The organism is Paenarthrobacter sp. 2TAF44, assembly GCF_052114885.1.
In the GTDB taxonomy this organism is placed as follows: Bacteria; Actinomycetota; Actinomycetes; order Actinomycetales; family Micrococcaceae; genus Arthrobacter.
In genome coordinates, this window is the sequence record NZ_JBFRFP010000007.1 from 17,663 (window position 1) to 29,817 (window position 12,155).

10 protein-coding genes are annotated in these 12,155 nt (G+C 63.1%); 9 read left to right on the forward strand and 1 reads right to left on the reverse strand.

The window, feature by feature from the left end; all coding sequences use genetic code 11:
* Positions 1-9 precede the first annotated feature (9 nt).
* Genes AB4Z15_RS08690 through AB4Z15_RS08700 form a run of 3 tightly spaced genes read left to right on the forward strand, consistent with a single transcriptional unit; the run spans position 10 to position 3,979 of the window.
* Positions 10-1,671, forward strand: coding sequence for a sugar ABC transporter substrate-binding protein (locus AB4Z15_RS08690; RefSeq protein ID WP_442016967.1), 1,662 nt, complete (start codon positions 10-12; stop codon positions 1,669-1,671).
* Positions 1,672-1,713: 42 nt separating this feature from the next.
* On the forward strand, positions 1,714-2,766 hold the full coding sequence (locus AB4Z15_RS08695; protein ID WP_442016968.1) for a LacI family DNA-binding transcriptional regulator: 1,053 nt from the start codon (positions 1,714-1,716) through the stop codon (positions 2,764-2,766).
* A 28-nt stretch (positions 2,767-2,794) separates the two neighbouring features.
* A complete protein-coding gene (locus AB4Z15_RS08700; protein WP_442016969.1) occupies positions 2,795-3,979 on the forward strand; it encodes a Gfo/Idh/MocA family protein in 1,185 nt (394 codons plus the stop codon).
* On the opposite strand, the gene AB4Z15_RS08705 is transcribed toward AB4Z15_RS08700, so the two are convergent.
* The gene (locus AB4Z15_RS08705; RefSeq protein ID WP_442016970.1) at positions 3,980-4,906 is read right to left on the reverse strand and encodes a LysR family transcriptional regulator; all 927 of its coding nucleotides are present in this window, start codon (positions 4,904-4,906) and stop codon (positions 3,980-3,982) included.
* A 107-nt stretch (positions 4,907-5,013) separates the two neighbouring features.
* On the opposite strand from AB4Z15_RS08705, the gene tdh reads away from it, so the two are divergent.
* The 6 genes from tdh (at position 5,014) to AB4Z15_RS08735 (ending at position 12,116) form a co-directional block, all read left to right on the forward strand.
* Positions 5,014-6,060, forward strand: coding sequence for an L-threonine 3-dehydrogenase (gene tdh, locus AB4Z15_RS08710; protein WP_442016971.1), 1,047 nt, complete (start codon positions 5,014-5,016; stop codon positions 6,058-6,060).
* Between the two features lie 47 nt (positions 6,061-6,107).
* Positions 6,108-7,301 (forward strand): glycine C-acetyltransferase, encoded by a 1,194-nt coding sequence (locus AB4Z15_RS08715; RefSeq protein WP_442016972.1) that lies wholly within the window; start codon positions 6,108-6,110, stop codon positions 7,299-7,301.
* A 209-nt stretch (positions 7,302-7,510) separates the two neighbouring features.
* Positions 7,511-8,608, forward strand: a complete 1,098-nt coding sequence (locus AB4Z15_RS08720; protein WP_442016973.1) for an NAD(P)/FAD-dependent oxidoreductase — start codon at positions 7,511-7,513, stop codon at positions 8,606-8,608.
* A gap of 11 nt (positions 8,609-8,619) precedes the next feature.
* Complete coding sequence (hutI, locus tag AB4Z15_RS08725; RefSeq protein WP_442016974.1) at positions 8,620-9,858, forward strand: imidazolonepropionase; 1,239 nt, start codon at positions 8,620-8,622, stop codon at positions 9,856-9,858.
* 33 nt (positions 9,859-9,891) lie between these two features.
* Positions 9,892-11,436, forward strand: a complete 1,545-nt coding sequence (locus AB4Z15_RS08730; protein WP_442016975.1) for a sensor histidine kinase — start codon at positions 9,892-9,894, stop codon at positions 11,434-11,436.
* The gene (locus tag AB4Z15_RS08735; protein ID WP_442016976.1) at positions 11,433-12,116 is read left to right on the forward strand and encodes a response regulator; all 684 of its coding nucleotides are present in this window, start codon (positions 11,433-11,435) and stop codon (positions 12,114-12,116) included. Before AB4Z15_RS08730 ends, AB4Z15_RS08735 begins: the two co-directional genes overlap by 4 nt.
* Positions 12,117-12,155: the final 39 nt, after the last annotated feature.

Here is a 12,155-nt window from a genome sequence, read left to right on the forward strand (position 1 = left end):
GGTTATGCCATGACGAGCACTACCTCAGGACAGGCTGGATTCAGCCGTCGCGGCTTCCTTGGCCTCGCGGGCCTGGCCGTCACCGCCGTCGGCCTGTCTGCTTGCGGGGGTGGTGGAGCTGCGAGCAACGGAGGCGCAGCTGCCTCCGCTTCGGTCAAGCTGCCCACCTACAAGGAATTCACCGGTGTGAGTCCGGATCTTGCCGGTAACGCCAAAGGCCTGCAGGCCGGCTACTTCAAACTGCCCACCGCCGTGCAGTCCGTGAACACCCCGCCGCTTAAGGGCAAGGTGACCGGCCTGACGGAAACCTTCGAGACCATGAGTCCCGGCCTGAAGGACAACCCCTTCTGGCAGCGCCTCAACGCCAAACTCGGAGGCGACCTGGAACTGCAGATCGCCGAGGACATCGGCGATGGTTATCCGGCCAAGTTCGCCACTGTCCTGGCCAGCAATGAACTGCCGGACATGATGTGGGTGCCGCCGAACCAGGGAATTCCCAATGTTGGCCCCATGCTCGAGGCGAAGTTCCAGGACCTAACGCCCTACCTCTCCGGTGATGCAGTGCTCGAGTACCCCAACCTTGCCGCGCTGAAGCCCGATTCCTGGAAGACCGCCGTCGTGAACGGCAAGATCTGGGGAGCACCCATTCCGAGCACCCCGTTCGGCCAGGTGTACCTGGGCAACCACGACGTATGGGCACAAGTAGGTGGTTTCGAGGCTGCCAGCGCGGACGAGTTCCTGGACAAGGCCAAGGAACTGACGCGTCCTGGCGATCAGAAGTATGCCCTTGAGCCCGCCTATATCAATGCCCTGCACATGGTTACCGAGTGGTTTGGCGCCCCGAACAGCTGGGCCGTCAACAAGGACCGTACGCTGACGCATTTGTACGAAACCGACGAGTACAGGGCCGGCGTGGAGTTCACCGCCAGGATGTTCGCAGCCGGCGTTTTCTACCCGGATTCCAAGGCCACGGACATTCGTTCCCGCGTTGCCAACGGCAGTGTTGCGGCACAGGTGGTGGTGGGTCCCCATGACCTCCGCAGCTACCGGGCATTGAACAAGACCGCGAAGTTCGACATCCTCATTCCTTTCAGCGCCGACGGAAAGGTCAAGCCAACCTACGATATGGGCTACGGGACGGTGGGTTTCACGCCGTTCAAGAAGGCTGAGGAAGGCAAGATCCGCGAGCTGCTGGCCCTGATCAACTACCTGTCGGCACCGTTCGGCACGGTGGAGTACATGCAGAAGAACTTCGGCGAGCTCGGCCAGGATTACACCCTGGATGGTTCGGGCAACCCGGTCCGTACGGAGACTGGAACCACCAATGCGCCCGGTTTGGTATCGGCGCTGAACATCATGTCCAGCCCCGAAAACGTCATCTTCAATCCGGGATTCGACGACGACACCCGCTATGTCAGCCAGCAGGAAGAGAAGCTGCTGGAACTCGCATGGCGCAACCCCACCAATGGTTCCTACTCCGATACGAACGCCAAGGTGGGGGCGAAGATCACCAAACAGCTCCGCGACAAGGTGGTGGACATCATCACGGGCCGGGCCAAGATCGACGAACTCAAGGATGCGGTCAAGCGCTGGAAGAGCGAAGGCGGCGACAAGATGCGCGACGAATACCAGGCCGCGTTGGATCCCGAAGCTCCCGTGTTCAGGAGCTAGCCTCAAAAAACCAGAAGAAACATCAACAAGCAGGGGGAAATCATGGCAAAAGCGAGTAACACGGGAGTCCGGCCCACCATTCGCATGGTGGCCGAACTTGCGGGTGTTTCCACGGCCACGGTTTCCTATGTGTTGTCCGGTCGCCGGGGTGATGCGGGACCGGGAGTTTCGGACCCGACGGCGGAGAAGGTCAAGGCTGCCGCGGAGCGGCTTGGCTACCGCCCCAACCAGGCTGCCCGGGCTATCCGGACAGGGCGGACGAACACCGTCATCCTGTCCCTGACCATGCTGTCCGATCCTTGGTCGTTATCCGTCATCGAGGCGGTGCAAAGGGCGGCAGCTCCGTTCGGAATTACGCCGATGATCCTCGGCGACGCCGACTGGGTGAAGGTCCTGGGCACTCATAATGCCGACGCTGTGTTCGTGGACGCAGTCCGCCCTGAGCAACGGGGCGCCCTTCGGAAGCTCGCGGAGCATGGGACCACGCTCGTGGTTTTTGACGAAGAGCTTGAACCGGAGGGCTTCGACGTCATCAAGTCTATTGCAGGGCCAGGCTGCCGCATGGCCGTGGAGCACCTACTCCACGGCCATCGGAGGATCGCTTGCGTCACCCCGGCCACGGCTGCAGGCGCCTCTGGCGGCACCCGCTACCGGGCCTACTCAGAGGGCCTGGTGGACGCCGGCATCCCGGAAAGCGAGGATTATGTGGGCCTCTTCGATGGCACGTCCGCCGGTGCGTATGCTGCCACAACGCGGCTGCTCAGCCTGCCGGAGCGGCCTACTGCCATCTACGCCACCACGGACTTCGCCGCCGTCGCCGCCATCAATGCGGCTCAACGGCTCGGGCTCGCCGTTGGTGTTGACGTGGACATCATTGGCGTGGGCAACACTGTGGAGGGGGAGCGGATGTCGCCGTCGCTCAGCACGGTGGGCCCCGTGGATTTCTTCGGCAAAGTGGCCCGGCTTCTCTTGCAGCGGGCGACGGCACCCGCTGGCCCGGAGGCCAAGGGCGAGCCGGCGGTCCTGGACTTCCCGTGGCACCTGTTCGTGCGCGAATCCGCACCCCACCGCAGCTCAGCAACCAGACTTTTTTAAACGAACCAGCAGAAGGAAATTGCACCTCATGGAAAAGGATTTGAAGGTCGGCATCGTGGGTTTCGGCCTGCGCTCCGGGCTGTGGAGACACGCCCATAAACCGGGTCACGGCTCTGAAGTCACCATCGTCTGTGACGTGAGCGAGAGGGGACGGGCGGACGCCGCGGCGAGCATCCCCTCGGCCCGCATCACCAGCGACCTCGAAGAAGTGCTCGCCAGCGACCTGGACGCTGTCCTGGTGTTGACCCCCGATAACCAGCATGCCGCCGTCGCGGTTCGTACGCTCAAGGCCGGCATTGCGACCTTCTGTGAGAAGCCCCTGGATATCACCGTGGAGGCAGCGGACCTGATTTTGAAGACGGCCTATGAGACCGGAACGCGCTTGTACGTTGGACACAATATGCGGCACATGCCGGTTGTAGTACAGATGCGCCAAATCATTCAGGAGGGCAAGATCGGCGAGGTCAAGGCCATCTGGTGCCGGCACTTTGTCGGCGATGGCGGGGACTACTACTTCAAGGACTGGCATGCCCAGCGCGCCAATGTCACCTCCCTGCTCCTCCAAAAAGGGGCGCACGACATCGACGTGATCCACTGGCTGGCCGGCGGATACACCAAGCGGGTTGCCGCCGTCGGTGATCTCGCGGTCTATGGCGATGTCACCAACCGCAGCAACAACGCGGGCATGCGCATGGGCGAATGGTACTCGGTGGACAATTGGCCGCCCACGGAGCAGAAAGGCCTGGCTGAGGTGATCGACGTCGAGGACATTTCCATGATGAACATGGTCCTGGACAACGGCGTGCTGGCCTCCTACCAGCAGTGCCACTTCACACCGGACTACTGGCGCAACTACACCATCATCGGCACCAAGGGCAGAATCGAGAACTTCGGCGACGGGCCCGGGAACACCATCAACGTCTGGACCAGCCGGACTTCCGGCTACGCGGCACCAGACGAGGTGCATACAATCCAGGACGGTAACGGAGGCCATGGGGGTGCAGACCCTCGCCTCATTGACGAGTTCCTGCGCTTCGCCTCCCAAGGCGGCCAAACGCAAACGAGTCCCGTGGCTGCGCGGCAGGCAGTGGTGGCCGGCGTACTCGCCACCGAATCGCTGCGCGGCGACGGCTGCGCGCGGGAGGTCCCTGCACTGCCCGCCGGGCTTGTGGCCTACTTCGACGCCGGACAACCGGCCTTGGCCCGTGGCTAGCTAGCGGGGGCTGGATAGCTCGATAAGTTCGGTCATGACGGTTTGAAGTGACTCGCAAACCGTCATGACTGATTTCCGTTTCAGCGTTTCGGGCCTGGCCAGGATGTCGATCTTACGCACCGCGTTCACGCCGGAAAGCGGCCGCAGCACAACGCCGGCATCCAGGACGCGCCGCGCCGTGAACCTTGGCAGGAGTCCGATCGCGCCCCCCGCCGCCACAAGCGCGGCAACAGTTGAGTAGTCGTTGATCCGGTGCAGCACTTCTGCGGGCCGTCCGCTCACGGCAACGACGGCGGCGAGCACGTCCGCAGGGGAGTAGCCGTCGCGGCTTGTCACCCAGGTTTCATCCACGACGTCGGACGGCTTCAGTTCGCGCCGGGATGCCAGCGGGTGATCGGCGGGCAGGGCGACGTCCAGGGGTTCGTCGGCCAACGGGATCACGGCCACTTTGTCGCCGGGCCATGGCGGGCTGTTGTCCATCCTGTGAGCCAGGACGAGGTCGTAGCGGGCAACCAAGCCCGGGAAATCTTCCTGGGCCACATCCTCATCCGAGAGTCGGAGCCTAGGCGACTTCCCGCCGTCGGACGCCAACAGCGCTGCCAACGGCGCAAACAGCGCCTGCCCCGCACTGTGGAAGGCACTGACACTGACAGGCGCGTCCGGAGCGTCGTGATAGGCGCCGATCGCTGCCCGCGCATCCGCCATGGCGTTCACGACGGCGGCCCCGGCCTCGGCGAGGACCTGTCCGGCGTCGGTGAGGACCAGGGCGCGGCCTTCCTTGCGTGTCAGCGGAACGTCCACCGATTTCTGCAGGAGCGCGAGCTGTTGCGAAACGGCCGATGGGGTGACCATAAGAGTCTCGGCCACAGCTTTGACACTGCCCAGGTCCCCGAGTTCACGAAGCATCTGCAACTGATGGATTTCCATTAGCAAATCCTAAATCGTTGATTGAGAAGAATCTAGTTGTGCTAAATCGTCAGCGGCGCTCTAATGGAGTCAGCAGCAGCGAAGCAGCCCCAGCAGTGAGGAATCCCATGAAGGCTCTCTACAAATCCGGACCACACGCAGGGTTCGAACTCGTTGACCGTCCAGAGCCCGAAGCGGGACCCAGCGACGTCAAGATCCGGGTCATGACCACGGGCATCTGCGGTACCGACCTCCACATCCAGAGCTGGGATGCCTGGGCCCAAAGCATCATCGAAACGCCGCTCATTGCGGGCCACGAGTTCTACGGTGAAGTAGTGGAAGTGGGCGAGGACGTCCGAGACGTCAAAGTTGGAGACCGGGTGTCCGGTGAAGGCCACGTGGTTTGCGGAATCTGCCGCAACTGCCGTGCTGGACGCCGCCAGATGTGCATCCACACCGTCTCCGTTGGAGTGCAGCGCGATGGTGCGTTCGCCGAATTTGTGGTCATTCCGGAGACCAACGTGTGGGTCCACCACGACGAATCCGTCACGCCGGAACTCGGTGCCATCTTCGATCCCTTCGGCAACGCTGTCCACACAGCCCTGAGCTTCCCCTTGGTGGGCGAAGACGTCCTCATTACCGGCGCAGGACCCATCGGGCTGATGGCCATTGCCGTCGCCCGCCATGCTGGCGCCCGCAAGATCGCCATCACTGACGTATCTGCTCCCCGACTGGAACTGGCCCGTCAAATGGGCGTTGACCTCGCCGTCGACGTTTCCAAAATGCGCGTCCGCGACGCCCAGCGGGAGCTGGGTATGCGCGAAGGATTCGATATCGGCCTGGAAATGTCCGGACACCCCACGGCACTGCCTGAGATGATCGACAACATGAACCACGGCGGGCGGATCGCCATGCTGGGCCTTCCCAGCCAGTCCATCGACATCGACTGGGGCAAAGTGGTCACCCACATGCTCACGCTCAAGGGCATCTATGGCCGCGAAATGTTCGAGACGTGGTACGCGATGAGCGCCATGCTTTCTTCCAACCCCGTGCTGCACCGGAACATCTCCGCAGTGGTCACCGACAAGCTGTCGGCGACCGACTGGGAGAAGGGCTTCGACATCGCCCGCGCCGGAACCGGCGGCAAAGTAGTCCTCGACTGGACCGAACTCTAACCCCGCTGCCGCCACAGAACCTTTCCCGACGTATTCAGGAGCACCCCATGTACTCAGCCATCAAAGACCAACTCCAAGGCGAACTCGACGAGATCCGCGGCGCCGGCCTCTTCAAGACCGAACGCCACATCGATTCCCCGCAGGCCAGCCACATCGCCGCCGGCCAGCTCGGCCAGCCAGCCAACACTGTGCTGAACTTCTGTGCCAACAACTACCTTGGCCTTGCCGACCACCAGGACATCATTGCCGCCGCCAAGTCCGCCATGGACGAGCGCGGCTTCGGCATGGCGTCTGTGCGCTTCATTTGTGGCACCCAGGATCTTCACCTGGAACTCGAGGCCCGTGTCTCGGCGTTTTTGGGCACCGAAGACACCATCCTGTTCTCCAGCTGCTTCGATGCCAACGGCGGTGTCTTCGAATCCCTTTTCGGCCCCGAAGACGCCATCATCTCGGACTCCCTCAACCACGCATCCATCATCGACGGCATCCGCCTGAGCAAGGCCAAGCGCTTCCGCTACGCCAACCAGGACATGGCTGACCTTGAGGCGAAGCTCGTTGAGGCCGAGGGTTCCCGCCGGAAGATCATCGTCACCGATGGTGTGTTCTCCATGGACGGCTACCTTGCCCCGCTCGAAGCCATCTGCGACCTCGCCGAGAAGCACGACGCCCTGGTGATGGTGGACGACTCCCACGCCGTCGGCTTCATGGGACCCACGGGTGCCGGTACTCCCGAGCACGCGGGTGTTTCCCAGCGCGTGGACATTTACACGGGAACGTTCGGCAAGGCCCTCGGCGGGGCATCCGGCGGCTACGTTTCAGGCCGCGGCGAAATCGTCGCGATGCTGCGCCAGAAGGCACGTCCGTACCTGTTCTCCAACTCCCTGGCGCCGGCCATCGTGGCCGCCACCATCAAGGCGATCGAGCTGGTCCAGGAATCCGGCGAACTCCGCACCCGCCTGTTCGAAAACGCAGCCCTGTTCCGCCGCCGCATGAGCGAGGAAGGCTTCGAGCTCCTCGACGGCGAACACGCCATCATCCCCGTGATGTTCGGTGACGCTGTGATTGCCGCAAAGGTTGCCGATGAGATGCTCGGTCACGGCGTGTTCGTCACCGCCTTCAGCTACCCCGTGGTTCCGAAGGGAGCGGCCCGCATCCGCGTCCAGCTTTCCGCCGCACACAGCAGCGACGACGTCGAAGCTTGCGTTCAGGCGTTCGTCAAGAGCCGGGCAGCGGTCGCCTAACCGTCCCCGATGCTCTCTCACATCCTGCCGCGTCAGGCCCGATCTTCTCTCACATCCTGCCGCTTTCCACCGGATGTTCGATCACTTTCTTGACGCAAGGGAGAGAACATCGGGGCGTTGGGGGTTGGATGTGAAGCAACATCCGGCCGTTGGGGGTTGGATGTGAGAGAGGGATGGGCACCTCTCGTGCCGTCTGACAGGATGGAGCCATGGCTTCGAACTATGACGTGGTAATCGTTGGCGGCGGCATTGCGGGGCTTTCCCTGGCGTCCGCGCTCGCAGGGAAGTGCACGGTTGCACTGGTGGAGGCCGAACAATCGTTGGCCTTCCACACCTCCTCGCGCTCGGCCCGCCAGCTGATTCCGAGCTACGGGCCGCCCATAGTGCAGGAACTCACGGTCCGGACCCTGGAGCTGATGAGGGCCCGCGACGCCGAACTTCCGGAGCCCGTCCTTACCCCACGCAGGTTCATGCTGGTGGGCGATGAGGAAACAGTCCGGGCAGAAGCCAGCGGCAACATGCACACAATCACCCACGCTGAAGCCATGCAGCTCTGCCCGGTCCTGAAGCCGGACTCGTTCCAGGCCGCGGGGTTGGACAACGGCTCGTTTGGTTGCAATGCACCGGCCTTGTTGGAAGATCACCGGAAGAGGGCTCAGGCGGCGGGAGCTGACATCATCACCGGTGCGCGTGTCCACTCGGCCCAGCGGCTCGGAAGTGGCTGGCAGGTGGGTGCCGGAACGGAAGGTTTCCAGTCCGCCGTCGTGGTTAATGCCGCGGGTGCGTGGGCGGATGAGTTGGCCGTCATCAGCGGCGTGGAGAAGTTGGGACTGCAGCCTTATCGGCGGACCGCGGCGATTGTGAACGTCGAGCAATCGCTGACGCCGCAAACGCCCATGGTGGCTGCAGCCGATCACTCGTTCTACTTCCGCGCCGAGGGCAACCAGGTGCTCATCTCGCCGTCGGAAACCGTGCCCAGCGGGGCCGAAGACGCTAAACCTTATGCCGGTGATGTGGACAAACTCATCAGCAGGCTCAACTCACTGACAACCTTGGGCATCCGTTCAGTGGATCGTGCATGGACGGGGTTGCGGACAGAAGCTGCGGACGGAATCCCGGTGGTTGGCTTCGACGCCGAAGCGAAGGGCTTTTTCTGGCTGGCCGGGCAGGGCGGCTACGGATTCCAGACGTCCTCAGCCATCGCCGAGCTGGCGGCCGGCCTGATCCTGGGCGAGGTAAAAGAGGACAGTCCGGAATCCCGGACAGCCGAACAGCTTGCGGCCGTTCGCTGGTCCATCCGGCGCTGAACAATAGGGACATGAGCGGAATCAGCAGTCCAGGACAAAACAGCACTCTTATCACCAACATCGGCGAGCTGATGACCCAGGACCTGGAGCATCGTGTCCTCAAAGACGCCGCGATCGTGTTCGAAGGCGAGCGCATTGCCTGGATCGGGTCCAACAACGACGCTCCTGTGGCGGATACAAAGATCGACGCCGAAGGCCGCGCCGTCCTGCCTGGCTGGGTCGACTCGCACTCCCACCTCGTTTTCGCCGGTGATCGCACAGCCGAGTTTGAGGCCCGCATGGCCGGGCAGAGTTACAGTGCCGGCGGCATTGCTGTCACTACGGGGGCTACCCGCAGCGTGAGTGACGATGAACTGACGACTCTGGTGAGGGACCGTGTCACTGAAGCCGTCTCGCAGGGGACTACCTACCTTGAGAGCAAGACCGGCTACGGCCTGGACGTGGAGAACGAAGCCCGCAGTGCACGCATCGCCGCGGCTCTGGTGGACGAGGTCACCTACCTCGGCGCGCACCTGGTGCCGGCCGGGTCCGATCCGGAGGAGTACACGGACCTGGTCTGCGGTGAAATGCTCGACGCCGTCCTGCCGCATGTGCGCTGGGCGGATGTGTTCTGCGAGCGCGGTGCGTTCACGGAAGAGCAGTCCCGCAGGGTCCTTACGGCTGCCCGGGACGCGGGGTTGGGGCTGCGCGTGCATGGCAACCAGCTGGGCGAGGGGCCAGGCGTTGCGTTGGCCGTGGAGTTCGGGGCCGCCAGCGTGGACCACGTGAACTACCTTTCGCAGATGGACGTTGACGCGCTGGCGGGAACCTGGAAGGGCTGGGACCCGGCTACGGGCAGTGGCGCCCGTGGAACCGTCGCAACGTGCTTGCCCGCTTGTGACTTGTCCACGCGACAGCCGCTCGCACCGGGCCGGGAGCTGATCGATGCCGGCGTGCAGATCGCCCTCGCCGCCAACTGCAACCCCGGTACGTCGTACACGAGTTCCATCGCGTTCTGTGTAACCACGGCGGTCCTGCAGATGCACCTCAGTGTCCACGAGGCCGTTCGGGCGGCGACGTACGGCGGCGCCCTTGCATTAGGCCGCGATTCCGGGAACGACGTCGACGGCGAACGGGCGGTGGGTTCGCTCGCCGTCGGTCATCGCGCGGACATTCACATGCTGAAGGCGCCCTCGGCCACGCACCTCGCGTACCGGCCGGGGATCCCGCTGACGCATTCGGTGTGGCGGGCGGGCGTGCGCGCGGTGTAACAAGACCCCTTGCACAGCTGACAGACTGTGGACATGGCAAGGGGAATTCTTCGCATATTTCCGGGAATGACGTCGGGAGGCTTGGGCCGCGCCAGGACCACGACGGGTTTTGTCCTGGCGGTGCTGATCCCCGTTCTGGTCACCGCACTGATGTCTTTTGCCCCGGATCTGAACTTTGCCACCCATGTCCTGGTGCATTTGACCGGGGTGATGGCGGTGGCGTTCATCGGCGGTCTATGGCCTGCGGTGCTGGCCGCGATTCTGGACTCGTTGCTGCTGAATTATTTCGAGACCGAACCAGTCGGGACTTTCAGAATCAGCGACCCGCAGATTCTGTTTGCCGTGCTCGTGTTCCTGGGTGCCGGGATTGCTGTGTCCTTGGTCGTAGGCCTCTCGGCCAAGCGGGCCCAGGAGGCTATTCATGCCCGTGCCGAGGCGGCGACACTCTTGGATTTGGCCAGGAACGCCCTGATCGAGGACGACACGATTGCGACATTTCTGGATAAGGTCCGTGAGACCTTCCAAGTGGGCTCGGTGGGATTATTTACCCGAACCCCCGGCACCAGAGACTCCGGTACAGGAACCTCCAGCACAAGGGATGGCTGGGAACTCCAGGCGCAGTCAGGTGACTCGCCGCCACAGCCTCCGGGTTCGGTTGATTCAGGGGCCGGGGCCTTTGAAATGGCAGATTCCGAGACGGCCCTTGTGGTCTCTGGCAGGCCACTCAGTGCCGGCGAGCGGCGGTTGCTGGCGGCCCACGCGACCCACCTGCTTTTACTAAGGCAACGTTATGCACTCCAGCTCAGGCTGAAGACGACCACGAAACTGGCTGAGGGCAACAGCATCCGGACGTCCATTCTGAACGCTGTCAGCCATGACTTGCGGACACCATTGGCCGGAATCAAGCTGGCCGTGACCGCCCTGCAGCGCCAGAAGCGACGGCTTCCCGAAGAGATACAGGACGAGATGCTCCATACCATCGACTCCTACGCGGACCGCCTTGACTCCTTGGTGGGCAATCTGTTGGACATGTCACGGATCTCCAGCGGATCCACTGCCCCGCTCACGTCCTCGGTGACGTGGCGTGATGCCATCGAAGACGCGCTGCGGGGAGTGCCGGAAGGAGCTATCCGGATCGATCTGGCTCCGAACATTCCAGCCATTGATGCCGACCTGGGCATGCTGGAACGCGTCATTGCCAATATCGTCGAGAATGCCCTGAAATATGCCGCAGGTTCGGATATCGTCATCGTGGGACCTGCCAATGGTTCAGGGGTGGCCACGATTGAAGGACGCCCCTGCGGAGAACTGCGGATCGTGGACCACGGCCAGGGTGTGGCCGCCTCGGACGTGATCGCCATGTTTGAGCCGTTCCAGCGGCTGGACGACGCGCCGGCTGGCTTGGGCATCGGACTGGGACTGGCTGTTGCGAAAGGCTTTACCGAAGCGATGGGCGGCCAACTGAAGGCTGAACCGACGCCGGGAGGGGGACTGACGGTTGCCATCCGCCTTCCTCTTTCCACCGGCGACGGGAATGCGCATCCCGCATCCGGCAGCGCGGAACGAGGTGAGGCATGAGGACCGTGCTCGTCGTAGACGATGAACCCCAACTGCTACGCGCTTTGCAGGTAAATCTGCGCGCCGAGGGATACGAGGTGCTCACCGCAATGGACGGCACCACGGCTCTGCAGCATGCCGAGGTCAACCATCCGGAAATTATTGTTTTGGATCTTGGACTGCCGGACATCAACGGCGTTGACGTCATCACCAGGATCCGTCGTTCCAGCAGCACGCCCATCATTGTCCTCTCCGCCAGGCAAGGGTCCGTGGACAAAGTCCGTGCCCTCGACGCCGGTGCGGATGACTACGTCACGAAACCTTTTGGCCTGGACGAACTCCTGGCACGGTTGCGCGTCGCTGAACGCCGTCTCGGGACGTCCGACGGCGGCGAACAAGTCGTGATCGTCGACGTCGGGGACTTCGCAGTGGACCTTGAAAAGAAGAAAGTGACCCGCGACGGCGCACCAGTGCGGCTCACCCCGCGGGAATGGGCCATCCTGCAGCTGCTGGTCTGTAACCCGGGACGTCTCATCACCCAGCAGCAGATGCTGGCCAGGATCTGGGGCCCGGGATACGACGGAGAAACGCATTACCTCCGCGTCTACATGGGACAGCTGCGCCGCAAACTTGAAGCCGACCCTGCCCGGCCCAGGCATCTGCTCACCGAAGCCGGGATGGGTTATCGCTTCGAGCCGTAACCGGCAGCGCGGAAGGGGTGTAAATGATTCGTAAATAGA